23 protein-coding genes are annotated in these 23,643 nt (G+C 46.2%); 4 read left to right on the forward strand and 19 right to left on the reverse strand.

What is annotated here, in order from left to right:
• Nucleotides 1-58: 58 nt before the first annotated feature.
• Nucleotides 59-1,111: a CotH kinase family protein gene (locus ACDJ59_RS20825; RefSeq protein ID WP_413405422.1), complete on the reverse strand. Its 1,053-nt coding sequence runs from the start codon at nucleotides 1,109-1,111 to the stop codon at nucleotides 59-61.
• 345 nt (nucleotides 1,112-1,456) lie between these two features.
• Between ACDJ59_RS20825 and ACDJ59_RS20830 the strand changes: the two genes are divergently transcribed.
• The 4 genes from ACDJ59_RS20830 to ACDJ59_RS20845 are packed head-to-tail and all read left to right on the forward strand — an operon-like array spanning nucleotide 1,457 to nucleotide 4,402.
• The gene (locus tag ACDJ59_RS20830) at nucleotides 1,457-2,188 is read left to right on the forward strand and encodes a hypothetical protein (RefSeq protein WP_413405424.1); all 732 of its coding nucleotides are present in this window, start codon (nucleotides 1,457-1,459) and stop codon (nucleotides 2,186-2,188) included.
• A 53-nt stretch (nucleotides 2,189-2,241) separates the two neighbouring features.
• The gene (locus tag ACDJ59_RS20835) at nucleotides 2,242-2,379 is read left to right on the forward strand and encodes a hypothetical protein (RefSeq protein WP_155985018.1); all 138 of its coding nucleotides are present in this window, start codon (nucleotides 2,242-2,244) and stop codon (nucleotides 2,377-2,379) included.
• Complete coding sequence (locus ACDJ59_RS20840; protein ID WP_413405426.1) at nucleotides 2,380-3,726, forward strand: arsenic transporter; 1,347 nt, start codon at nucleotides 2,380-2,382, stop codon at nucleotides 3,724-3,726.
• 13 nt (nucleotides 3,727-3,739) lie between these two features.
• Nucleotides 3,740-4,402, forward strand: coding sequence for a DUF2642 domain-containing protein (locus tag ACDJ59_RS20845; RefSeq protein WP_413405428.1), 663 nt, complete (start codon nucleotides 3,740-3,742; stop codon nucleotides 4,400-4,402).
• Nucleotides 4,403-4,465: 63 nt separating this feature from the next.
• Here ACDJ59_RS20845 and ACDJ59_RS20850 read toward each other — a convergent pair whose 3' ends face one another.
• The 18 genes from ACDJ59_RS20850 to ACDJ59_RS20935 all read right to left on the reverse strand — a co-directional run bounded on the left by ACDJ59_RS20850 (nucleotide 4,466) and on the right by ACDJ59_RS20935 (nucleotide 23,561).
• Nucleotides 4,466-5,032: a hypothetical protein gene (locus ACDJ59_RS20850; protein WP_413405430.1), complete on the reverse strand. Its 567-nt coding sequence runs from the start codon at nucleotides 5,030-5,032 to the stop codon at nucleotides 4,466-4,468.
• A gap of 138 nt (nucleotides 5,033-5,170) precedes the next feature.
• Nucleotides 5,171-6,274 carry a toxic anion resistance protein gene (locus ACDJ59_RS20855; protein WP_036606281.1) on the reverse strand — a complete coding sequence of 368 codons (1,104 nt, stop codon included), beginning with the start codon at nucleotides 6,272-6,274 and terminating at the stop codon, nucleotides 5,171-5,173.
• 11 nt (nucleotides 6,275-6,285) lie between these two features.
• A complete protein-coding gene (locus tag ACDJ59_RS20860) occupies nucleotides 6,286-7,041 on the reverse strand; it encodes a hypothetical protein (protein ID WP_413405433.1) in 756 nt (251 codons plus the stop codon).
• A 147-nt stretch (nucleotides 7,042-7,188) separates the two neighbouring features.
• Nucleotides 7,189-8,238 carry an ATP-grasp domain-containing protein gene (locus ACDJ59_RS20865; protein WP_413405435.1) on the reverse strand — a complete coding sequence of 350 codons (1,050 nt, stop codon included), beginning with the start codon at nucleotides 8,236-8,238 and terminating at the stop codon, nucleotides 7,189-7,191.
• Nucleotides 8,239-9,087, reverse strand: a complete 849-nt coding sequence (locus ACDJ59_RS20870) for a hydrolase (protein ID WP_413409877.1) — start codon at nucleotides 9,085-9,087, stop codon at nucleotides 8,239-8,241.
• Nucleotides 9,087-10,238: a cysteine protease StiP family protein gene (locus ACDJ59_RS20875; protein ID WP_413405437.1), complete on the reverse strand. Its 1,152-nt coding sequence runs from the start codon at nucleotides 10,236-10,238 to the stop codon at nucleotides 9,087-9,089. The genes ACDJ59_RS20870 and ACDJ59_RS20875 overlap by 1 nt, the downstream gene beginning before the upstream one ends.
• Nucleotides 10,235-11,668, reverse strand: coding sequence for a phosphoribosyltransferase family protein (locus ACDJ59_RS20880; RefSeq protein WP_413405439.1), 1,434 nt, complete (start codon nucleotides 11,666-11,668; stop codon nucleotides 10,235-10,237). Before ACDJ59_RS20880 ends, ACDJ59_RS20875 begins: the two co-directional genes overlap by 4 nt.
• Nucleotides 11,598-12,800, reverse strand: a complete 1,203-nt coding sequence (locus ACDJ59_RS20885) for an HpcH/HpaI aldolase/citrate lyase family protein (RefSeq protein ID WP_051449850.1) — start codon at nucleotides 12,798-12,800, stop codon at nucleotides 11,598-11,600. The genes ACDJ59_RS20880 and ACDJ59_RS20885 overlap by 71 nt, the downstream gene beginning before the upstream one ends.
• 133 nt (nucleotides 12,801-12,933) lie before the next feature.
• Nucleotides 12,934-14,190, reverse strand: a complete 1,257-nt coding sequence (locus ACDJ59_RS20890) for a TerD family protein (RefSeq protein ID WP_315373247.1) — start codon at nucleotides 14,188-14,190, stop codon at nucleotides 12,934-12,936.
• 30 nt (nucleotides 14,191-14,220) lie between these two features.
• Complete coding sequence (locus tag ACDJ59_RS20895) at nucleotides 14,221-14,802, reverse strand: TerD family protein (RefSeq protein WP_036606267.1); 582 nt, start codon at nucleotides 14,800-14,802, stop codon at nucleotides 14,221-14,223.
• A gap of 93 nt (nucleotides 14,803-14,895) precedes the next feature.
• Nucleotides 14,896-15,471 (reverse strand): TerD family protein, encoded by a 576-nt coding sequence (locus tag ACDJ59_RS20900; RefSeq protein ID WP_091015801.1) that lies wholly within the window; start codon nucleotides 15,469-15,471, stop codon nucleotides 14,896-14,898.
• 90 nt (nucleotides 15,472-15,561) lie between these two features.
• Nucleotides 15,562-16,155, reverse strand: a complete 594-nt coding sequence (locus tag ACDJ59_RS20905; protein ID WP_413405442.1) for a TerD family protein — start codon at nucleotides 16,153-16,155, stop codon at nucleotides 15,562-15,564.
• Nucleotides 16,156-16,190: 35 nt separating this feature from the next.
• Nucleotides 16,191-16,637: a tellurite resistance TerB family protein gene (locus ACDJ59_RS20910; RefSeq protein ID WP_221818917.1), complete on the reverse strand. Its 447-nt coding sequence runs from the start codon at nucleotides 16,635-16,637 to the stop codon at nucleotides 16,191-16,193.
• A gap of 343 nt (nucleotides 16,638-16,980) precedes the next feature.
• Nucleotides 16,981-18,636 carry an extracellular solute-binding protein gene (locus ACDJ59_RS20915; protein ID WP_413405444.1) on the reverse strand — a complete coding sequence of 552 codons (1,656 nt, stop codon included), beginning with the start codon at nucleotides 18,634-18,636 and terminating at the stop codon, nucleotides 16,981-16,983.
• Nucleotides 18,637-18,696: 60 nt separating this feature from the next.
• Complete coding sequence (locus ACDJ59_RS20920) at nucleotides 18,697-19,566, reverse strand: carbohydrate ABC transporter permease (RefSeq protein WP_036606256.1); 870 nt, start codon at nucleotides 19,564-19,566, stop codon at nucleotides 18,697-18,699.
• 14 nt (nucleotides 19,567-19,580) lie between these two features.
• Nucleotides 19,581-20,498, reverse strand: coding sequence for an ABC transporter permease (locus ACDJ59_RS20925; protein WP_047844113.1), 918 nt, complete (start codon nucleotides 20,496-20,498; stop codon nucleotides 19,581-19,583).
• Between the two features lie 271 nt (nucleotides 20,499-20,769).
• Nucleotides 20,770-21,834, reverse strand: coding sequence for a response regulator transcription factor (locus ACDJ59_RS20930; RefSeq protein WP_413405447.1), 1,065 nt, complete (start codon nucleotides 21,832-21,834; stop codon nucleotides 20,770-20,772).
• A complete protein-coding gene (locus ACDJ59_RS20935) occupies nucleotides 21,831-23,561 on the reverse strand; it encodes a cache domain-containing sensor histidine kinase (RefSeq protein ID WP_413405449.1) in 1,731 nt (576 codons plus the stop codon). Before ACDJ59_RS20935 ends, ACDJ59_RS20930 begins: the two co-directional genes overlap by 4 nt.
• Nucleotides 23,562-23,643 lie beyond the last annotated feature (82 nt).

Here is a 23,643-nt window from a genome sequence, read left to right on the forward strand (position 1 = left end):
TCTCTTCATTTTGGCAGTAAAAAAAGGAAGGTCTCCCTTCCCCAAACTAGTTAAGTGCTTACAGCTGACGTAGTTTTTCACTTAGATGCTCCCGACGTTTCACCACATATTCGCGAATTCTTTCCGGTTCACCTGCAAATACATCCATGGGCCATTTCATGTAAGGATCTTTGTAGACATCTTCACGAATCTCATTGTGTAACCGATTCACCAAGGGCATAATTCGCTTCTCTGTAAAAGCATTCATCAGATGCTGGCGCAGCAGCTTCTTATATTGCTCACGAATACTGCGAAATGCCAGCAATCGTCCGGTAAGTCTGTTATACCCCTGAATACGAACAAGATTGGGGTCAACTCGTGTTCCATAACAGTTCCTCCCCCAAGAACCCTCATAATCCCAAGGCAGGATGCCATATTTACCGCTTTTGAATTTCTCATACCATGTGTAATTCTGATGAAATCCATCGAAGTTCCCTGTGAGCACAGCTCCACTTAACCAGCGTAAATAATTGTCCGTATCCACCCTCGACTGTAAAAAACGTAACAATTCCAGCTTGGACTTTGTGTTCAACTGCTGAATAAAATTACGCAGCCTTGTGCGATCCACATTTTTGCCCCGAATTAAGCTGTAACCAGACAATAGATCGGTACTTGTTGAGGAGTTATCCGAATTTACCGTAAAACCAGCATGATCATTCACTGCATAGAAGATACTGCGCACAGGGATTTTCCTTTGGCGAAAAAAGAAGGATTTCACCCCTTCAATCCGCAGGTATACACCCAAAAGCTGCCCGTTCAGATAGAGTACGCAGTGTTGTGTAGACGGTGCGGGTACACGAATCGACTCAAAAAACCGAAAAGAAAGTGCATTGCGCAGCAACGAAGGATCATCATACTCCGCATTAAAATGATACGTCCGGCTGGATGTACGAACCTCAAATGATTTTTTGGGATAACCGCGTGTATGTCCTCCCCGGTATCGAAGCCGGATCGGAAACGGCTTGCCGTCCATCTGCATCGTGCTGTTCACAAACGTCTCTGACCATATATTGGACGTTAACTGTTGATATTCGGTTGGAGACAAGCTGATATGGTAGACAGGTAGAGCCATTTCCATCCGCCTTTCGAATACCTGTAAGATTCGCCCGTAGGCTCTTACATCATCCTATGCAGATGCACAGAAAGTCGTACGGGCGAATGCACAGTGCTGATACTTATCACATCCAAACTCACTTGTCATAATACGGAAAAACCGAGTTATTAATCTATAAATATACATAAATTCTAATAGATTATAGCCAAAATAGTATAAATATAGTTAACTGGCTAGTCCCTCCAAGAGGCATGTCACATATGCTTAAACTACAGACAGACACGAATGACGAATGGAAGGGATCATAATTACATCCACCATTTTTGTCCATCTGAACTTATATCATGGAAGGGGTCAAACACAATGTCTATGAGTGGTCAAGGAATAAGAGGTTTGTTGGGCAGAGAGATTAAGATTAACCGGGGAGGACCTGATTCAATACAAGGTACACTTACGGACGTACGCTGGGACTACATGGCAATGAACTGCAAAGAAGGGATTGTCTACGTTAATGAATCACATGTAAAAAGCATAACAGATACAGGCCGTTCCGGTGGTAACCGAAATGCAGCCATGGGGAACCCTATTCCTTCCAACACGTTTTTGGGCGTTATGCAAGCACTCCGCTTCCGCCGTGTTCAGATTAATCGGGGAGGACCTGAAAAAGTGGAAGGCATCCTGGCCGATGCCAACCAGAACCAATTGATCATGACTTTGAAAAATCAGGAGATTGTTCGTATTCCGATGCAACATGTGAAATCTGTATCCCTCGTACGTGGTGGGAACAACAACAACAACAATAACAATAGCAGTAATAATACAAGTCAAGGGAACCAAGCAGCCCAAGGTAATCAGGTGGCTCAAGGCAACCAGTCGCGTGGCAATCGTTCTCAAGGGAACCAAGCAGCTCAAGGCAACCAAGCTCAGGGTAATAAGTCCGGCGGCAACAAGTCACGGAGCAATCAAGGCAATCGTTCTCAGGGGCAACGAGTTCAAGGGAACCAATCCCAAGGCAATAAATCAGGTGGCAACAAGTCGCGAGGCAACCAAGGCAGTCAATCCCGTGGTAACAAATCCGGCGGTAAAAAGAAGTAAATAAAATAAACTGACAACTTAAGTTATCTACCAGCTTAAAGGGGGGAATTATCATGTTGATCTTCGTCGCATTAGTCTTGATTGGTGTGCCTTTTTACTGGATCGTTACACCCGGAAGGCCCACTCCATCCCATGAACATCTGCTTCAGGCTTCGTCAGGACTTCTCCCCCTGGGAGGTGAATCACAGTAAATGCCTGACTACCAGTTGTGGTTAACCTTCGGGGTCTTTATCATCACTGTCATTTTCCTGATGTGGCGTCCTGGCGGATTGAATGAATCTATACCCACCTCGCTTGGCGCCCTTCTTCTTATTTTAACTGGAGTGAGCAGTTATGCTCACATTGTTGGAATCTTCGGGATCGTATCTGGTGCAGCCATAACAATTCTCTCTACCATTGTCATGTCGATTATTCTAGATAGCATCGGTTTTTTTCGCTGGATCGCTTTGAATATGATTGAGAAAGCAAGAGGTTCCGGCTTTCGATTGTTCTGGCTAATTCTATTACTTTGTTTTCTCATGACCATCTTCTTCAACAATGATGGCAGTATTCTGATCACAACTCCGATAATTATTCGAATCTGTTCTATACTTCGTCTGAAAATGCATCAACAGTTGCCCTACCTAATCTCCGGTGCTCTAATCGCTACGGCTTCCAGTGCGCCAATCGGACTTAGTAATCTGGCTAATCTGATTGCTTTGCAAATGGTTGGCTTAAATCTGAATACTTATACTCAGATGATGTTTGTGCCCTCCATGCTTGCGATCATGGTGATGACCGTACTGCTATTCTATTATTTTCGCAGAAGTATTCCCAAAGTTATTCACCATTTCCCTGTATCCCTGCAGTCTTCATCAGGTTCAGGATATCATCCGCTACAGACAACTGAATCTGAGAATAAAGTAGACTGGTGGCTGTTCCGTGTCTGTATAGGTATCGTTGTATTTATCCGTGCAGGATATTTTCTAGCTGAGCAAGTCGGTATACGCATGGAGGTAGTTGCAATCACTGGTGTTATTCTCATGCTCGCTGTGCGTTGGTATCGCACCCGGACTGGACTCAAAGATGTGATAACACAAACGCCTTGGCACATTCTTCTCTTCGCCTTCAGCATTTATGTCATTGTGGATAGTCTTCACCGCGCAGGCTTGACCGCGTCAATCATTCAGTGGATGAAACCTATAATAGAAGGAGGAAATGCCAGCATCATTGCTGTGTCGGGGTTAATGCTCACTCTGCTTTCCAATCTATTCAACAATTTGCCCTCCGTCATGATTGGGACCTTTGCTGTTACAGATCTTCCACTAAGTGAATCTCAACTGCATCTTGCGTATCTTGCCAACATTCTGGGAAGTGATATCGGAGCCTTGCTGACGCCTATTGGCACCTTGGCAACGTTAATTTGGATGTATATATTAAAGACCCATCATATTCGAATCTCCTGGAAACAGTATATGAAAGTTACCTTTATTGTGATACCAATAAGTCTAATTGTTAGCCTAATTTCACTATATATTTGGACATCTATACTCTACTGAGAGGAGGAACACTATGGAACTTGTAACACACTGGCTGGGTAAATTCATTGAATTGGAGCTGTCTGGCTGTAAACTACCGATCCAGGGTGAGATCATTGATGTAGGCCAGGATCTGATTGTAGTCTATGGAAACCAGCGATTTGTTTATATTCCACTTCATCATGTTCAATCCATGCATGTCCACTCAGCAGATGATACAAGTATGATTGTGCCAACACCTGACCCCGAGATGGATCACACCAACATCTCTTACCGCAAAATACTGATGAACGCCCGTGGACGATTTAGTGAAATCTCCATCGGAGGCAAAACATTGCATGGGTATATTACCAATATTATGAATGACTACTTTATGTTCTACTCTCCGTTATATCATTCTATCTATGTTTCCATTAATCATCTGAAATATATTATTCCTTCTCCTACTAACAGCACACCCTACTCTCTTAGTAAACAACATTTCCCTATGCAACCCTCATCCATGTCACTCTCCCGTACACTTGATCAGCAACTTCATAAAATGATAGGTGAACTTGTTGTACTCAACCTTGGTTGCAAGCCTTACCGAGCAGGGTTATTAAAGAATGCAGACAACCACTTGCTTGCATTGGTAGAAGCAGATGGGACTTCTTTAATTATGCATACCGATCATATCCAAACCATTCATCTCCCTTGAGTATCAGAAGAACACAAAGGTTCATCTGCCTATGGCTGATGAACCTTTTTTCAACTTTACATCCTACCATCTTCTACGTCCACGATCACCCCGATAGTCATCATTCAAATCGCCCAGACGATCGTATGTCTCCTTATATATCCGAATCACAGCCTGAACTTTGATAAAATCAGCATCCTCCGGTCCAAGTCCCTCCATAAACATTCTCTGAATAATCTGTTGGAAGAATTGCACTCTGGCCTCAATCTGTTCTTGCTCAAGCTGTAATATGTCTTCGAAACTGTGGTTCCCTATGTAATCCATCAACTCATCATCATGTCTGAAATAATCTGCGTTTCTCCGATCTGCTACCCATTCATCCGGCTCATTGGACTGAAGGTTAACACTGGTGCGTAATTGGGATAAGATGATTTTCTCTTTGGCCAACATGACATGAAAATCTTTGTTACGCAGCAGCTCTGATACAATCAGACTGCACATTTCACGGTTTTGGATCAGTATGCCGTCAAATGGATGTAGCGTCCACTCCCCGTTTGCATAATACAGGTTAAAGTTAAAGAACTCACTGCCATATTTGTATTGAATATTAATCTTGGTCTCATCAATAATCTCGAATGAAAAGTCCAGCATGTTCAGCAAGCTCCTTCGTATAACCCCAGATTTTAGCTTTATTCTATCAAATAAATGAAACAAAGAGACGCACTCAGCGTCCCTCGTAGAAAATAAAACCATGTAGCAATCTTGATACGATATGCAGCGAGTCTTACCCTAATCCAGGAAAGATCCTAATGCACTGGAATCCGGTTTGTTTTTCTCCGGAATGGCAGCAGCCTTTGGCCCTTCCAGACCCAGTCGATCGCTCATTTTAGCGTTAAGGGTTGTCATCTTGTTGGTATAGTCATTACAGCTCTCGATGATCCGGCGATTAGACTGCTCGGACAGATCCAGCGCAGACATCAGATCACCCATCGCCTGATTGACCGCTTCAAGGGACATCGCCGGTTTGGACAACAGTTCATTTGTTTTCTCTGTTGTTGTCTTCAACAATCTGGCGTTCTCCTTGAATTGATCTTCAATCGTCTTATTCGTAGCTTCCACAGCAGAAATAACCTTCTCCTGATCATTGAGTGCCATAGCAATCATGGCCGAAACGGTGATCAGATTCGCTGTTTTATCAATGGCATTATTAACGGAATCAATCAGCTTGTCATTGTTATCATTAATGATGTCTGTAGCTGCGATTGCCTGATTGTACAGCATGATCATCTCTGTCATGGATTGGGTACGTGTTACCACTTTGCGCAACCCACGCTCCAGATGTGCTTTACGATTCTCGTTCTCAGGCTTGGCGATCTCGGTTTCGAACAATGCTTTCAATTGATTACCAAAAGAGATTTTGGTCTGCAGATTGTATATCTCCTGAATGGAAGAACGTTTCAATTGGCGCATATTCACGATGCTTTCTTCCAGGTTGTCCTTGCCGTCCCGCAACCCGTTAATGATCGCATCAATGTTCGTGCGAACGGATTGATAACGGTATACATAGTTTTTCAGCGGGCTTTTACGTAACAATTTCCCGACAAAACTCACATTTTTGCTTTGCTGCAAACTCTCACATTCATCACGGAGCTTCAGGATCATGTTGGATACCTCTGCCCGATTCCCGGACATCAGTTCATTGACTGGACGATCAAGCAGCTTGAGAGTCTGTCCTGCTCTCTCTTGTGTTTTCACACCCAACTTGCCGATATCATCCATTAAGGTATCCAGGTGAGCCGGATCACTTTGGGACACTTTCTGAATAAGCTGCGTTGCTTCCTGGTTAATCCGTTGCTCATCTTCCTGCTTCAACTGAGCCCATTCCGTTGCCATGCCAATCCCTCCTATAATTCAGAGCTGTTATACCGTTGATGTATTAGTTCCGCTTTGTTCTGGAGCTCCATTAAGTCTTTATGTTCAATCGTTGATACAATATCCGATATCTTGGAATCCACGTCTCGAAGACCATTCAGTAGCATACGCCGATTATTGCGTTTCGCTTCTCCACTTAAACGTAGAAATGGATTAATAAAACCGTTCAGGTCTTTCAAAATCAGTCTGCGCACCGTATGATTGATATCCCCATTGTTTAGCTCCTGAAGGGAAGGAATCACACGCTGCAAACGGGCAAACAAAGCCAGTGATTTCTCCACGATCTCATTATCCAGCTCGTTCTTCTGACCTTCGGAGATGATCATGTCCTCCAGAACTTCCAGGTATTCAATCACCGGATCAAATACAGGATCTGGTTCAGTCCGGGAAGGCTTCGCTTGTTCTGAGCCCGCATGTTGTGCGGGAGTGGAACTCGAATGGGGCTGTGCTGTAGAAGTCTCATTAACCCCTGTTGGCACTGCGCTCGGCGCTTGTCCACCATTCAAGCGGGATGGTTCATTTCTTCCGATATCTGTAATGGGTACAGGGGCTGATGACGAACCCTCGACCTGTGTACGTGGCGTGGAACGTGAAGGAATCAGTCCCCCGACCACAGTTGCCAGTGCCGGAATTGCCCACGTGATGACATCCGGTAGAAAGGGACTCGAGATCGCCGCGAGACCATAACCGACCAATGCGCCTATACCTATCTTCGTTTTCCGTAACATTACTTGTCCTCCTGCCTTAACAACACATACAGTGCATATTCAAAAAGTCTGGTTTTCAGTACCGAGAAGATGGACTTTTTGAATAACCTCTTATCCGTATTGTAAGAAAACCATCCAGAAGGTGTCAATGTTGAGGGAAATTCTCAGCTAGACGTGGTGTACTCCGCTTACCTTCTGAACGTCGATTATAAATGGCTGTTCGATATGACTTCCCAGTATGCCAAAGTTCGGATGAAGTGGTCCAATATCATGGCCAAGTGCAGACTTGACCGCCAGATACGGGAAGTTCACGCCCGACAGACAAGATATGTGCAACCCACCCGACATACGCGGATTGATCTCCAGCAGCTTCGGTGTATCCTTTCGATATTTCATCTGTATATTAAAATTATAAGGAATCCGATATACTTCTGCCACATTGCGGGCAATCGCCAGCAATTCCTCGTTTTCTTCAAGCAAACGCAAACGTCCTCTTTCTTTTCTACGCGGGATGGCCGTTATAAGTTTCCCATTGCGATCCGAAAGACAATCAATGCTGTATTCATATCCTTCCAGTACCTCCATCACCATGACATTGGGAAAGGACGGAGCAGAAGAGAACGCACGCAGGGCATCTTCATATGAAATCGAATTAAGTGCATACCCGAACAACTCCTGCAACGGATCACGTTCATTGTTGATCACCCGGAATCCCATGCCGCCCTCACCATTACATGGTTTGAAGCATACATCATGTCCACGTGCACGCAGCGCCTCATAGGCTTGCTGGAATTGTGCAGCATTACTGACCGTGAAATAATCCGGAATCTCCATAATGCCTTTCTCACGCACCGATTCATAGAACCGGTCTTTCTCCATCAATTGTTCCAGCAATTCCGTGTCCGAGCATACGATAACCCGTGTACCGATCTCTTCGAACAGGGAGATATGTCTGCTGATGTCCAGCATGTTCCAGCGTGGAATAAACACATCAATCTGATGACGACGGCAAAAGTCGAGGCAAAAATCAACATATTCCCGGCCCGTTACACGTGGTTCAACTTCTGCAACATCACAGCCCTGTAATGCCATGTGTCCCGGATCAGGATGAGTACCGTAGATCTCAAATTCCATACCGTCCTCATTGTCCCGAATCGCATTCATATAATGATACGTTACAGAGAACCAACGGTTGAAGTAAACCTTCATTTTTTTCATTTATACGGTCTCCCTTATCTCGGCATGGTCTATCTGGGTCTGTTGATCGTTATGAATACGGTGAACGTAATCGAGAATCTCATCTGCTGCAAAAGCACCGAATTGTTCCGTAAATTGATACGGTACTTGCTCAGGTACACGCTGTCTCTCCACATGCAACTCTCCGTGGGACGGAGCAATGGCATGCTGCGCAAAGTCCAGCAAACAGCGATCCAGCAAGGAATCGCCTGAAGCAATCACAGGCACATCACCGATACGTTGCCTAATATGCTCCACTGCAGCTCGTTTGTTTACGGCCGAAGGCACCAGATAGAGCTTCCGACCCTGGATTGAACTCTCCCATCCCAGTGTCTCTAACACCCGAATCTTGTCCGCAATACGCTCCATTGGAAGCTTGTCACGTTCGATCAACAATGCAAAGAACAGCTCATCACACAATCGCTGATTAATTACCCACTCCGGGCTCAATACGTCGTCAAATAAATCCAGGATCTCTTCAGGAGCAGCTGCCTGCTGACGAAGCAAAGAACGAATATGCAGATTCCATTCATCGTCTACCTGACCGTCAACAATGATGTTGCCACCATTACTCGTCACTGCATATTTCGGGATACATTGGCTCTGAAAAATATGAATGCGCCGGTACTGCTCCACGGTACGTGTCGTCACCGGCATAAATACAATGTCTTGTGGCAAAGACTGCAACCGCTCCAGTGTATATGCTGACATAAAAGCGGACAACTTGCCGTTAATCCACTCTGCGGGAACAAGTCCCGGTGTATCTTCGGGAATACGGAGCGCACGACGGGAGTACACCAGCGTCTGGTCCAGATCACTTGCGTAGATCATCATTCTCCTCCACCTCCCAGGGATTGAATAATGCCGCAACAGGAATAGGTTAATCCCGGATATACCTCAACCGGCACATTTCTGTCTCTGGCGAGCATCATGATATGTTGCAAATCCGGATTATCCAATCGATCCACAAGAATCTTCCAAGGAACCCGGCGTAATAACACCCGGGTAGTTTCTCCGATTCCAGGTTTGATCAGATTAATGTTCGTAATGCCAAAGGATTGCTGGATGGACTCGATATCCTGCCAGCCTTTCCAGGTAATTTCCGAAGTACCAGTAGCATTGTCCTCCGTTTGAATCTCCGCTAGATCTATCATTTGCGGAAAATGCTGAGCAATAGTATCCACGTATTGGGTCGACACATCCGCAGAGGACCATTCACGATACCATTTGGCCCCGTGAAAATCTTCCGGTCCAATCAGATCATCGCGAAGTACTGTACGGCTCACCAGTCCCGATACCGTGGAGTTCAGACAAGCACTAGGAATAAGATAATCTTCCCTCGTCCCAAAGGTGCCTGAGCATTGCCCCGGATCGGCCAACACAGCAAGATCATCATCGAGACTTATGCCATAAGTCCGTTCCATTTGATCACAGGACTCTTTCAGCACTTTGCGAATAGCCCCTTTGCCTGTCCAACCATCTACAAACTGAATGGCTGTTTCCAGACCATGCTGCTGTAAAATATATAAAATTGCGTTCTCGTCCATACCCTTGCCACGGATAATAGAAATGCTGTAATGCGGAATCGTCACTTTGTATTTCAATTCAATATAACGTTTGATCAGGATGCCCACAGGTGTTCCGGCTCGAGCCAGAGATACCAGCACAAGATTCAGTCCCCTGCGCTCTACAATCTTCTCAGCCACAATAGCGGTATGACGCGCGATTCTTGCAGCGGATTGTTCCAGCGTCTGATGAAACAGCTCGATGTATTCTGCTGTGGGCTGGTATTCCACGGGCAGCATCTCCGAATAATGAACCCCGGATTGGATCGCCTGCTCCCGTTCACCCGTTCCCTTTTCCAGATCCACATGGCTGATATCCTTCAGTAGGAAAACAACGTCCGATGCAGCATAGCTGCCCATCGGTTCGGGAGACTGAATCTCACGTTGTCTGATTAGCTCCAGTGTAGTTAAGTTCATTGCTCGTTGTCCCCTGTCTTTTCTGGCAAGCCGCAATATATAATATGAATGTGTCCGCATCCCAACTGCCCCAGTACCTTCAACATCTGTTCCATTCGCGCTTCGGACATCTGTCTCTCCAGCAGCACAAAAATCTCGTCATACTGTCCCGGTGCGATGTTGTAGATAAAGTTACGAACAGATGCGTCTTCGGGTGAGGCATATCCGGCACCACTACGAACAGCATATCTTGGAGCGGGATGTGTATGGATTGGACTGCGGGTAGTGGATTGATACAACACGCCTTCTCCCATCTCAGCAGCAACACGCATTGGAATGTACATGAACTCCCCTGTTCCCATCACCAACGTCCGTTCTCCCGTACGCTGCGAGCGAAGTCGTTCTGCAATCCGGCTAATCTCCTGACGTAATACCCCATTATGTCGGGATTGCATACCAAACCTGCCCGTATGCTGGACATAGCTGGCTGTGCTACGTTTACCTTCACCATCCTCCGAAGTGGCATGAAGCTGAGTGAAGGCATCGGCAACGGTAGAAGTCTGAAGCGTTACGGCAGGATGGGATAGCTGCTCATCTTGCTGTGTTGCTTCCAACTGTGGAGTACCCACCACTTCAATACGGCCCTTCAACAGGCTTAACGGTGTAATGGTAATTCCAAGTTCAGCTTCCAGTTCGGCAAATCGATTCTCGTCCGCTTCCGTACGCCAGTCCAACAGCGAAGCAATCACATATTGCTTCCGTGGGTATCTGGCCTGAATATCCCGAATGATATTCAACGTCGTTTTGCCCGTCGTAATCTCGTCGTCCACCAGAACAATCGGGCCCTCTCCTGCAAAGGCTTCATGATCCAACGCATAACAACGATGAGCCATCGCATGGGAATGTTCTTCTTCAAATTGAATATCTGGATGCATCGCTGGAACATATTCGCGAGTGGTGTGAATATAGGAAGCTTGATCAGCAAACATCTCGTACATGCTGTGACCCAGCGCTGTCGCTGTCTCGGCAAAACCAACAAAACGAATCGTCTCCGGGAAACTCAAGCTTTCTTGCAACAGCATGTTGTACACTTGCCGGGCTTGCTGGGGATCAATCAATCCTTCGACCATTTCCCGTTTCCACTCTGCTATCTGAACTTTCGTCTCTTCCGTCTTTTCAGTCAGGTGCTCATATAACAGAACAGCCAATGCTGCGCCACTCAGAAGCGAGGTATACGGGTTAACCGGGATGTGCTTGCCCAGCAGTCTGCTTACAAACAGAAATGAACGTTTCTTATTGATTCGTGCAGCCATGGAAAATAGAGATTCTAGTGGAAGTTGCAGCGGGTTATGTGTAACCTGAACGTTCAGACTGAATTGATCAAGAATTGGGAACGTAGTTATGTTGTTGCTCGTGCTTGGGCAAGAGCCCGACAAAATGCTGCTGTTCATGTAACACCCCATATATTTGTGATCGGATTAGAATTCGATTCGCCCAGCTCAAGTGTGGTTTAATCTCATTCATTTTGTTATAGTAATTACTTTTGAACACACCCAGGCTACCGTCATTACGGGCGATGATGTCTTGTGCATCGGAATATTCCTCATGTGTAACAACGTACATCGCTTGTACGGGCTTAATATGAGAAGGATGAATGATCGTTTTGCCTACAATTCCATTTTCCTTGTCCATCATGACTTCACGCATCAAACCATCCATTGTGTTCGTAATATATTTCATTCTCAGATGCAGCCCTGATTTGCCCAGGGTTTCTTCGAATGGAGTCTGTCGTAATTGAGGTTTGAACACGCGCTCCCGCTGACTGAAATATTCCCAGACAGGACCCGAGATCACATACGGCTTGTCCATCCGTCCAAACAGATTGATAATATCCGAGATGCAGTCACGGATCGTGGCGATATCGTATATAGTCAATTCCGGGCTTCGGCGTAATCCAAACAGGCTGGAGAAATCGGTCGCACCTATGCGTACATTGAGCACATATTCAACATTTTCATCAAGGATGTTACGAAGGCCCAGTAAGGTCTCCCAACGTGTCTCCCGATATATAATTGAAGCCGTTTCCAATATAGGCATTCCGTAGAGAACGGGATAATGGTCCGGTTTCCGTTGATTATACTTGCGGATCTGGTCAAAATAGGCCCTTCCATTGCCCACACAAAACTTGGGCAATGCCACGCCTGTCAGCATGGACACCAATTCTCCCAACGTATCAATGAGACGTTCCAACTGTTGTGGTGAACGTACACGAGCAAACAGAAGAGGCATTTGATCCTGACTCAGCATGCCTGTCTCCATATAAGTCATCAGTTGAGTTAGATGCTGTACCAGACACTGCTCGGCAAACTCTACTTGGTCGTCACCCACAGCGTCCTCCAGATCAATAATAATGGTCGTCAGACCTTCATGTTTACCATTCATAATGTCGTCCGCGATATGTGTGCGCGTCGCGGGCATATATAAAGCAGCCCCAACAGCATATGCCAGTAGATCTTTGGAAGTCCGGTGATTGAACGAGACGGGTGAAGAGAAAAATAAAGTATCTTCTTCTTCCAGACTCAAAAAGTTAAAATATTTCAGGGTTGTCTCCTCCTCGCACCTTTGGCAATAGCCAATCTGCAATAGTTGATTCCAGCTGTCGGGGCATAAAAACCAATCCCTCCTTAATCTGGAGGGATTGAATAAATACGAATGATTACTTTCTTCCCGCAACCCACTGCATTCCCCAATCATGAGCCTCGTCCAACGCCTGATGCCCATTATAGAACTGCACGATTCGTTCAATACTGAATGTCTCATTGTTCACATTGCGTAACATCGCGATGCCACACATGCCAAGCGGGCTCCCGTATTCATTCATTCGAACAATGATATCGGGACCATCCTTCTGCTGAATGGTTACCACACCGTCTACTTGAGACCAGTTGGCCACACCACCATAAATATAGGTGAATACCAAGATGCGCTCAATTTCCGAGATACGGGCACCATTAATCCGCAGATTCTCTCCCGTCTTAACCGATCCCGTCCGGTCATCCCCATCCAGTGCAATATAAGGGAAACGATTCAGTGAACCAAACGTCTGTCCCAATGCCTGAATCACATCTCGTGTACCATCCTTCATCTCGAACAGGCAACCCAAGTCCAGATCCACACTCTTGCTACGACCAAATAACCCTTTGCTACCCTGTTGATTCCAGTTGAGGTTAATCAGGATTTCACCAAGTCCACCCGCATTTTTCTTGAGGTTAATGGTGTCGCCCTTCTTCTTCAATTCAATTTTGCTGAAATTGATCGAATTCACAGGAGAAGGCGTCGGTTCTGGTGCGGGCACCGGGGGTGGTGGAGTCGGTACAGCTGTCGGAGGAACGGTTGAAGTCGTTGGTGCAGGGTCCGATCCACCATCCACATCCACACCAAAGTTAGCGCAGAGTGCATTCAATCCGCCTGCAAAACCCGATCCTATCGCATTGAACTTCCATTCTCCGTTATGACGATACAATTCACCAATGACAATCGCGGTCTCCACTGTAAAACCGCTTCCCAGATCATATCTCATCACTTCCTGACCTGTAGCTGCATTGGCAAACCGTAGAAAACCATGCTGAACCTGTCCAAAATGATGGCGTCGTGCTTCACCGTCATGAATCGTCAGGCTGAAGGCGATTTTCTCAATTCGGGCAGGGATTTTGCCAAGATCAATGGCGAATTGTTTCTTCTCGCCACCAACCTGTCCACCATCCATATACGTGATGAACGAGGTAGAGGGCTGATTATAAAAGATAAAATCCTCATCTCCAGCCACTTTATTGTCTGAACCCAGAAGGAATGCTGATGTGTCCAGCTCCACACCCGAGGCTGCCTCCCAACCAATGCCTACCGTTAGACGGGACAAGCCCGGATTGGTTTTGGTCAGATCACTCTTCTGGCCTTTCACGACAGAAATCGCCATAGCAGAATCACCTTTCTATGCCAAGTTATGTTATTGTGCATCCAGTCCGTAATTTTTGCATAAAGCAGATAGTCCACCTGTGAAGCCGCTGCCTACCGCCTGGAATTTCCAGTCCGCACCTGCACGGTAAAACTCACAGAATACTACAGCTGTTTCTGTGGAATAGTCCTCTCCGAGGTCGAAACGAAGCACTTCCCGATCACTTGCAGCATCTACAACACGAACAAAAGCATTGGAGACTTGTCCAAAATTCTGCCCTCGTCCATCTCCATCATAGATGGTTACCGTAATACCGATCCGGTGAATGTGCGCAGGGATTTTGCTGAAGTCAACGACAACTTGCTCATCATCGCCGTCACCCTCACCCGTACGATTGTCACCGGTATGTGTCACTGAACCCGCACCGCCGCTTGGATTGTTGTAAAAAACAAAGTCATCCGTACCTTTGGCTTTTCCATCTTCGTACAACAAAAAAGCCGAGGCATCCAGGTCAAAGTCGACTCCACCACTATATTTGTTTGTATCCCAACCCAAACCAACCACCACACGGGTAAGGCCCGGATTCGTCTTAGTCAGGTCAATACGTTGTCCTTTGGCAAGACTGATCGTCATTTGTTTTTCCACCTTTCCAAAATATGTGATTAAATGAAAAGGAGAACCGTCCAGGAGACGGTTCTTCCCATCCTGTAAGTCGTACTGTACGTCCTATTGCAAACCGTAGTCGCGTGTCAATCCAACCAATCCATCCTGGTAACCACTACCGATGGCACTGAATTTCCACTCGCCGTTATGACGATACAATTCACCAACAACTACACCTGTTTCGATGGAGAAGTCTTCTCCCAGGTCGAAACGAATCAGTTCTTCGTTGTTTGCTTCGTTGACAATTCGCACATAAGCACGGGAGACTTGTCCGAAGTTCTGGCTACGTTCTGTAGCTTCGTAGATTGTAATAGAGAATGCAATTTTCTCTACATTTGCGGGTACGTTAGGCAGGTCGATATTGATCTGCTCATCATCACCATCGCCATCTCCTGTACGGTTGTCACCGGTGTGAACAACAGAACCATTTTCATTTTGTGGATTGTTGAAGAAGATGAAGTTTTTCTCGCCTTCTACTTTACCGTTTGCATTGGCACAGAATACCGATACATCCAGGTCAAAGTCTTTTCCACCATCATACTTATTGGTATCCCATCCCAAGCCTACTGTGATTTTTGTCAAACCTGGGTTCGTTTTAGTCAGATCGATTTTTTGACCTTTAGAGAGATTAATTGCCATCGTATGATCATCCTCGCTTATTTAAGTGTATTGTAGTTATCGTGACATATGAATATCAGGATTATTGTCGATTTAGGTTAAATCTTGTACTTAGGAGTACCTGCGAGCGAGTTCATTGATATGTACCGCATGGGAACCCTCTCCAATTGCCGAGAATTTCCATTCGCCTCCATGACGATACAATTCACCACAGATCAACGCTGTTGAACCTGTGTAGTTTTCGGATAGATTGAACTTCACGAGCTCACTGGAATTTTTACCATCCAGAATACGAATATAAGCCTTCTCAATCATGCCAAAATCTTGCTTGCGATTGACACAGTCATAGATATTAACAACGATTAATACTTTATGAACATCAGCAGGAATACGGGACAGATCCATTTTGATCTGTTCGTCGTCACCGTCTCCCTGTCCTGTTAGATTGTCACCTGAATGGATAACCGAACGACATGCACTTTGCTTGTTGTGGAAGCAAACCAGGTTGGAGTCCTTGACCAACTTGCCTTCCTCATTCAACATGATCGCCGATGCATCACAATCGACATCCGCTTGTTTTTTTCTTCCGAAGAAACCTTTGGCAGTTACCGGGTCCCAACCGAGACCAGCAATCACCTCAGTAAGTCCTGCATTGCCTTTGGTTAAATCAATCTTCTGTCCTTTGACCAAATTAATGCTTGCCACTGATTTTCACCTCCCTTCATATGTAAAATAGCTACTTAGAGATTGAATTCACTTGGGTTCAGTCCAAGTACGATGCATATCTCGGCAACGACTCTTTTCTCCTGATCATCAAAGTTGCCGTCAGCTGAACCAATCGCACTGCATACGCCCACAATAACGCGTCCTACATCCGGCTTGGCTTTGAATTTACCAATAGCTTTCAGCGCTTCCTGCTTCCCGATCTCTGGAGAGAACTCAAAGTTCGCGACATAATGATTAAAGCGTGTAATCACTTCAGCCATATCAAATACTTTCAATTCCTGACTCAGGTTGATATAACCGGCCATCTTGTTCTTTTCCGCTTCGTCAATGGAACCATCTGCAAAAGCAACCAGTGCACAACCTGCAACCACGGCATCCATAAAATCTTTATTTTTAAACTTTTTGACTTGCTCTTCAAGTCCTTGTTTTGTTGAATTTAACCAGCCTTTAAATGAACTCATACTCAACCTCCAATAGTTTCATACATGGTGTTCTTTCCACTTTTCCATGGTTTTCAGTAATTTTCATCCCTACATCATCATTGAATATAAGTTAAATTATTCCTTAACTATACTCTGAAATACGGCAATATTCTACATTAAAAAACAATTAATACCTTATGATACGCATCGTTCTGGATATAGTTTCAAGCGAGATGCGAGAACTTTCTATTCACTTCATTTTTCAGTCAAATATTCCCCTATTTGAAGCCCAAACCTAAAAAGGCTCTGATCAGGGGATCAGAGCGCTTATTTCTACCAACACCAAAATTATAAATTTTATGAATGATTTGAATCCATGAATTCACTCTGCTTTTTCAAAATCAGCCTGTTGTTGTTCATAGATTTCATAGAAGTCGTCCCAGACTAGTACATTATCCTTTTCCTTGCTCCACCAGTCTTTGTACCATGCTTCAATCTCCGGGCCCCCGCCTTGCTCCCACTTCTGCTGTGCTTCCGTTGCAGCCTGTTCGACTGTATATTTGCTTCCGCCAATGATGGAACGGGTAAAAATATCGTTGATCGCTGTTGTCACATTGGTCAACTTCACCTGAAGCTCCTTGGGTAGCTGCGGCATATGTTCTGAATGGGTAACACCCTCTCCTACCGGAAGATCCGTCATGTATACCTCACGCGCTTCCTTGAATAGTCGAAGTCCTTCCTTCTGCGACGGGATCTCTTCGCTGAACAGCATTTCTGTGTACCCGCATTTGCCTTCCTCCAGACGGCTGTACAACATGGCGTAATCGCCTGCCCAGCTGATCTCCTGCTTGTATTTCTCCTGATCCGAGATACGCGGACAGCCTTGATCGTTCAACGTATAATGCGTGTTTTCAAATCCATTTTTGAAGGTTCGGCCTGACTCTATTTTGGTCAGAAAATCGATATATTGCATAACTGCTTCCGGATTTTTGGCTCGTGCATTCACAGCTGCAGTCATCTGAACCGGGTTATTCCACACCATCGTGTGCTGTCCTACGGACGTGGTTGGCAGAGCGATGACCTTTAATTTGGCCTCAGGAACATTCTGCATCAGCGTATCCAGCTCCTTCGCTGCAAACCCGGTATAATCCGAAGTCATGGCCGCGTACATACCGATTTTGCCATTTAGGAAATCCTGTTTCGCCTTGGCCCCGTCCTTGTCGGTCAATAAGTCCTTATCGACCACACCTGCTTCATATAATGCACGTTTGAATGCCGTGGCTTCCTTCATATTGTTGGGACCAACCACCATCTCCCCGTCCTCCACATTCACCCAGTTGGCGTTGTACATATAGCGAAACAGACCCGCTGTATCGCCGAACTGAAATCCACCGATGCCGTATGTATCCTTAGCTCCGTTTCCATCGGGATCATTCTCCGTGAAGGCCTTGGCTACCGCCAACATCTCTTCCTCATTGGTCGGTACCTCCAGATTCAACTTTTCCAGCCAATCTTCCCGAATGAAAAAGCTCGTTAGTGGAAACACCTCGTTCATACGTCCCACTTCATAGAGCTTACCATCGCTTTTGATACCGGCCTTCTTGAGCTGGGGATATTTCTCCATCAAGGCTTTGTATTCCACACTCGAGTTCTCGATCAACTCATCCAACGGCATCAGCTGTTTCTGATTAAACAGTGTGTTACGGATCGGCGTACCGAATTCAAAAATGATATCCGGTGCACTGCCGGAAGCGAATAATACGTTAAGTTTCGACTGAGATTCCCAGCGGGGAACTGCTGTATATTTTACATTTGCCGGGCCATTCTCGTTAATCCACTTGGACCACATATTATCTTCGATCGTACCCATGCCGCTTGGGACCGCGCCCCGATCATAGATCGTTGACGTAATGTTCCCCCTGCTGCCTTCGCCTTCCGCCTGTTCGCTACCGTTACCTCCTGTACATCCCGCCAGCAAACCACCGATCAAGCCCAGAACGAGACCCGACTTCATCCATGCCTTCATCGTTAACGCCATAGATAAGACCCTCTTTCTCTCCTGTAATATGAACCCATGCGGGTTAACCCACAGCCTGCTTTAACCTTTAATTGATCCAAGCATGACCCCTTTAACGAAGTACTTCTGCAAGAACGGATACACTGCCAAAATGGGTATGACCATCACAATGACAGCTGCTGCCCGGATGCCTTCCGGGGTCAGATTCGATATCATCGTTGGATCGGTAAAATCCTGTACATTCAGATTGGACATAATCATATTTTGGACAAGCACGGTCATGTTGTATTTGGACGTATCATTGATATAAATCATCACACTCATGAACGAATTCCAGTAACCCACGCCGTAAAAAAGAGCAATAGTCGCCAGCAGAGGTTTGGATAATGGCAACACGATTCGGAACAAAAGCCCCAGTTCACCACAACCATCGATGCGCGCAGCCTCGTCCACTTCCCCCGGCAGATTTTCAAAATATGATCGCATAATCAGCATGTTGTACGTGCTCACCAGGCCCGGTAGCCAAAGCGCGCCGTAACTGTTCACAAGACCGAGATTTTGCACGACCAAATAAGTCGGGATGAGTCCACCGTTAAAAATCATCGTGAACACCATCGCCATCGTAAAGAAGCGCCGGTGATAAAAATGTCTACGTGACAGCGGATATGCCGCCATAATCGTCACCGCCATGCTGAGCCCTGTACCGATCAATGTGATCTCCACACTGTTCCAAAATGCATTCAGAATCGGCGTTCCCGTAATTAGGCTGTGATAGGAGAACCAGGTGAAATCGACGGGCCATAACCCCACTTGACCTGAAACAACCGCTCTCGCATCACTAAATGACAAGGCAACAATGTTCAGTAAGGGCAGGATACAGCTGACGGCAACCAATGACAACAATACATAATTGATTAGATAAAAGACTTTTTCTCCTTTGGTTTTTCTCATGCTGTTCTCCCTCCCTACCACAAACCTTCGTTGAATCGACGCGCGATATAATTTGCACTGAAAATGAGGATAAATGCAACCAGTGATTCGAACAATCCCATCGCCGTTGTCAGGCTGAACTGTGCTCCCTGAAGACCGGTGCGGTAGATATAGGTACTGATTACATCTGCTATCTCATTGACATTGGAATTCTGAAGCATATACACCTGGTCGAATCCGACCTCCATCACCCGCCCCATCGACAGAATCAGCAGGAGAATAATGGTGGAGCGTATACCCGGAAGGGTGACATGCCAGATCTGGCGCATTTTGCTGGCCCCATCCATCTGTGCAGCCTCGTATTGACTCGGATCAATGGTCGTTAGTGCCGCCAGAAAAATGATGGCATTAAAGCCCATGTCCTTCCAGATCCCTGAGCCAACAAACACCGCTACCCACGAACCCTTGTTGTACATGAACGGATAAGGTGCTCCCGTCCAGGCCTCGACCCAGCGGTTGACGATCCCATTTTCCAAAGAGAAAACCGTCATGATCATCATCGCAATGATGACCCAGGAAAAGAAGTGTGGCATATAGACCACCGTCTGCACCGTTCGCTTAAAGGCCATGTTTCGCACTTCATTCAGCATAATGGCCAGAATGATCGGAATGGGAAACCCGATAATGATGCTTAAGAGACTGAGGAACAAGGTGTTGCGAATAATCTCCACCGTGCGCGGATCGCTGAATAGCGTCTGAAAATGCTGAAAGCCCACCCATGGACTGTTCCATAGCCCGTCATAGAAGTTGTAATCCTTAAAGGCCATGACCAGCCCTCCGATGGGTGCATAACGAAAGGTAAGGTAGAACATAATCACCGGAACAAACATCAAGATTAACGGAATATTCATCTTGAATCGTCGAAGCCGCTGCTGCCGAATCCGATGCTTCATTTCACTGTCCGGTGGTTGTAATCCAGACGGTGGACCTGCGGTCAGTTCCCCCTTCACATCCATCACTCCTCTCTGCTGTTGATGTACTATAGTTGTATTTTAGATAAAAATGTAAGCGTAAACATTTGTTATTTAACGATCCTTTTATAATTTTCTACGCAAAAATAACCCCACATGGTGGGGTTGACCTTGGAAACGAACAGATATTAAGAGGAGGCTTCTCTTTAATTGTGACCCTGCAGCAGTTCAAGGAGGATTGCTACCGGGCACTTTACTTGGCTACTTGCTTGCGATATTCGCGGGGCGATACCCCCGTCATCTGTTTGAATACGGTTGTAAAATAACTGGAGTTATCGAACCCGGTCAGTTCCGCGATATCTGCCATGCTCTGCCGAGTGCTGTGCAGCAGCAGCTTCGCCTTATCAATTCGACGCTTGCTGACATATTGGCTGAAGCCTTGTCCTGTCTCTTTTTTGAACAAATGGCTCAAGTAGTTGGGTGTCACATGAACATGGGCAGCCACGGCATGCAACGTGCATGTGCTGGAATAGTTCATTTCAATATACTGTATAACTCGTGTAACGACATGATCCTGCTGTTCCTGAGTTAGCCGCATCAGCATATCCACCCACTCTTCGCTCTTGCATCTCGCCCAAGCGATGACTTCAGGAATGGTATGAATCCAAAGTAGTGGATCTGGGGCAGTGGGGTCCATCCCACCGGATTCCTGAGGCTGGAGCTGTTGTACCAGCAAGTCCGTCATGACCTTCATAAGCATATGAATCTCTGCTTTGCCTTCCGACAAGCTCATCCCGGACACTTCTTCCAGCAATATCTCGATCCGATTCATTATCGCTCCGAATTGATGATGGAGCACCAGTGAAGTCAGTTCCTCTCGCAGTCTCTCGGTACGGTCCACCTGGCTGTATTGTTCCCTGATCCGAATGTCAGACTGTTTCCGACGATATCGTTCATGTGCCTTTTGTAACACCTGACATGCTTCATCGAGCGAGAACGGCTTTAACAAAAATTCAATTGCCCCATACCGGATGGCACGCTGTGCATATTCGAACTCACGATAACCTGTCAAAATGATAATCATAATGTCCAGTCCACTCTCGTGTATGCGTTCGGCCAAATCTAGGCCATCCATCACAGGCATGTTGATATCCGTGATGATCAAATCGGGTGTGCAGCTGTGTACAGCCTGTATCGCTTCTTCTCCATCGGCCGCTTCCCCAACAACCTCCCACCCGAGGGGGTTATTGCGAACCAGATGAATCAGACCCTGACGAAATAATGCTTCATCATCCACTACGAGCATACGTCCATTCAACAGAGCCTACTCCTCTCAGTCACCTGAATTTCCCGGCATGAGTCCTCACCGATCTGATAAGGCAAACGAAGACGTACTAGCGTACCCTCTCCCACAGTCGACTCGATCTGTACACCATAGGGTTCACCGTGAATCAACTCAATTCTTCGAAGTACACTCCGCATGCCAATGTGCTGACGATCCTCATCTGCATGTGCCACTGGCGTCATAATGCGTTCAATGACCGATGCGTGCATGCCGCAGCCGTTATCTGAAATTTCAATGATGAGCAGATCCGGCTCTCCTTCATGCCCGTTTTGCCGCGAGCCACGAATCTCCAGATGGCGGTTGTTCCTTTTGTCCGAGAAGGCATGAACAAAAACATTCTCCACGATGGGCTGAAGCAACAGTCGGATCACCTGACAGCGAAGCAATTCAGCAGGAACGGCAATTTCAATCGACAAGGCTTCCTGATACCGGGCCTGCTGAATCTGCAGGTAGTGATCTATTTGCTTCATCTCATCCTGCACGGTCGTCAGCTGCTGCACGGGTTCCAGCGTATACTGCAGCATCTCGGACAAGGCAGTGACCAGGCGAGCCGATTTCTCATCACCAAGCATATAGAACTTCCAGAAAAACATGCTCAGCGTGTTATACAGAAAATGGGGATTCAGTTGGGCCTGAATAGCTTTGAGTTCAGCTTCTTTTTCACTGAGTTCCCGCTCGTACACTTCATGTATAAGCGTATCAATCCGGGACGCCATCGCGTTGAATCGTTCACCGATGAAGCCGAGCTCATCCCGGGTTTCAATCCTTACCCGTGTATCGAACTGTCCATCACGGACTCTTTTCATTGCGTTGACTAGACTCGCAAGTGGACGCAACAGTCTGCCGCTAATTACGGTAATGATGAACCAGGAGCATAATATGCTGGCTACCGCAGAGAACACAGCAACTTTTACAATGATCTTTCCCTTGTTCTGAATCTGAGCGAGTGAGACCTTGCTGACCAGGGTGAAGCCCGCTTTGTCTGACGTTTGCTTCGTATACAATTGGGTTGTTCCCTGCTCGTCCCTGATCTCCGTCGCCCCTAGGCTTAGCTCGGTAAGTGGTGGTGGATCCGCATCCTGATTATGAAAGGCATATAGAAGCTCACCATCTGCGTCAAACAAATAGACAGCAACTTCCTCATTCAGTCGCAGATCTTTGAGATACGATTCGAACAACGAGGTGTTAAACAGAATTAGCATGACGCCATAGGTCTCCAGATCAACAGACCGCATTATTCGTCCCGCCAGAATCCAATTGGATTGTTCCTCCTGCAAGAAGGCATCCGGCCCCAAACGATTCCAACCATATTCGCCGCCCGTTCCTTCCAGTCTATGAACCATCTCTGCCAGATAGGAAGGATCCATCTGTTGAAATGAGCCAGCAAAGGCGCCGAGATTAAATATGTTTTCCTTCAGGTCATATATGCGGAGCCCCATGATCTCCGGTGCATCCAGCCTTACCTGATACAACTGATCATCCAGTTCATCTTCCAGCTTCATCTGATCATAGGACGAGATGCCAGAGGTCTGTGCTTTGATGGCATTTTTTACGGAGGGATTCAGTGTGATATAATCGGTGACTTTATACATGTCGTGTACCCTGGAATCCAGACGTGCAAGAATCTGCTCTGCGGTAAGACTATACTGGCGACTGACCTCTTCATTGAACAGGTCGATATGGATGCGATAGGTGATCAACCCTGTGATTCCGGAGATTAAGACCGTTGCGGTAGATAAAAACAAGATTAGCTTCGTTTTAAATTTAAAGCGTTTACAAAAG

Origin of the sequence: Paenibacillus amylolyticus, assembly GCF_047302515.1 — a bacterium.
Lineage (GTDB): Bacteria > Bacillota > Bacilli > Paenibacillales > Paenibacillaceae > Paenibacillus > Paenibacillus amylolyticus_G.

What these genes read in the sequence shown, in the direction of transcription:
- ACDJ59_RS20920 (WP_036606256.1), bottom strand. Translation starts at nt 19,566, where the DNA reads ATGAGAAAAACCAAAGGAGAAAAAGTCTTTTATCTAATCAATTATGTA.
- ACDJ59_RS20895 (WP_036606267.1), bottom strand. Translation starts at nt 14,802, where the DNA reads ATGACGATCAGTCTTGCCAAAGGACAACGTATTGACCTGACTAAGACG.
- ACDJ59_RS20880 (WP_413405439.1), bottom strand. Translation starts at nt 11,668, where the DNA reads ATGAACAGCAGCATTTTGTCGGGCTCTTGCCCAAGCACGAGCAACAAC.
- ACDJ59_RS20830 (WP_413405424.1), top strand. Translation starts at nt 1,457, where the DNA reads ATGTCTATGAGTGGTCAAGGAATAAGAGGTTTGTTGGGCAGAGAGATT.
- ACDJ59_RS20855 (WP_036606281.1), bottom strand. Translation starts at nt 6,274, where the DNA reads ATGGCAACGGAATGGGCTCAGTTGAAGCAGGAAGATGAGCAACGGATT.
- ACDJ59_RS20900 (WP_091015801.1), bottom strand. Translation starts at nt 15,471, where the DNA reads ATGGCAATTAATCTCTCTAAAGGTCAAAAAATCGATCTGACTAAAACG.
- ACDJ59_RS20845 (WP_413405428.1), top strand. Translation starts at nt 3,740, where the DNA reads ATGGAACTTGTAACACACTGGCTGGGTAAATTCATTGAATTGGAGCTG.
- ACDJ59_RS20865 (WP_413405435.1), bottom strand. Translation starts at nt 8,238, where the DNA reads ATGAAAAAAATGAAGGTTTACTTCAACCGTTGGTTCTCTGTAACGTAT.
- ACDJ59_RS20925 (WP_047844113.1), bottom strand. Translation starts at nt 20,498, where the DNA reads ATGAAGCATCGGATTCGGCAGCAGCGGCTTCGACGATTCAAGATGAAT.
- ACDJ59_RS20825 (WP_413405422.1), bottom strand. Translation starts at nt 1,111, where the DNA reads ATGGCTCTACCTGTCTACCATATCAGCTTGTCTCCAACCGAATATCAA.
- ACDJ59_RS20890 (WP_315373247.1), bottom strand. Translation starts at nt 14,190, where the DNA reads ATGGCGATTTCTGTCGTGAAAGGCCAGAAGAGTGATCTGACCAAAACC.
- ACDJ59_RS20875 (WP_413405437.1), bottom strand. Translation starts at nt 10,238, where the DNA reads ATGAACTTAACTACACTGGAGCTAATCAGACAACGTGAGATTCAGTCT.
- ACDJ59_RS20840 (WP_413405426.1), top strand. Translation starts at nt 2,380, where the DNA reads ATGCCTGACTACCAGTTGTGGTTAACCTTCGGGGTCTTTATCATCACT.
- ACDJ59_RS20850 (WP_413405430.1), bottom strand. Translation starts at nt 5,032, where the DNA reads ATGCTGGACTTTTCATTCGAGATTATTGATGAGACCAAGATTAATATT.
- ACDJ59_RS20910 (WP_221818917.1), bottom strand. Translation starts at nt 16,637, where the DNA reads ATGAGTTCATTTAAAGGCTGGTTAAATTCAACAAAACAAGGACTTGAA.
- ACDJ59_RS20835 (WP_155985018.1), top strand. Translation starts at nt 2,242, where the DNA reads ATGTTGATCTTCGTCGCATTAGTCTTGATTGGTGTGCCTTTTTACTGG.
- ACDJ59_RS20870 (WP_413409877.1), bottom strand. Translation starts at nt 9,087, where the DNA reads ATGATCTACGCAAGTGATCTGGACCAGACGCTGGTGTACTCCCGTCGT.
- ACDJ59_RS20860 (WP_413405433.1), bottom strand. Translation starts at nt 7,041, where the DNA reads ATGTTACGGAAAACGAAGATAGGTATAGGCGCATTGGTCGGTTATGGT.
- ACDJ59_RS20915 (WP_413405444.1), bottom strand. Translation starts at nt 18,636, where the DNA reads ATGGCGTTAACGATGAAGGCATGGATGAAGTCGGGTCTCGTTCTGGGC.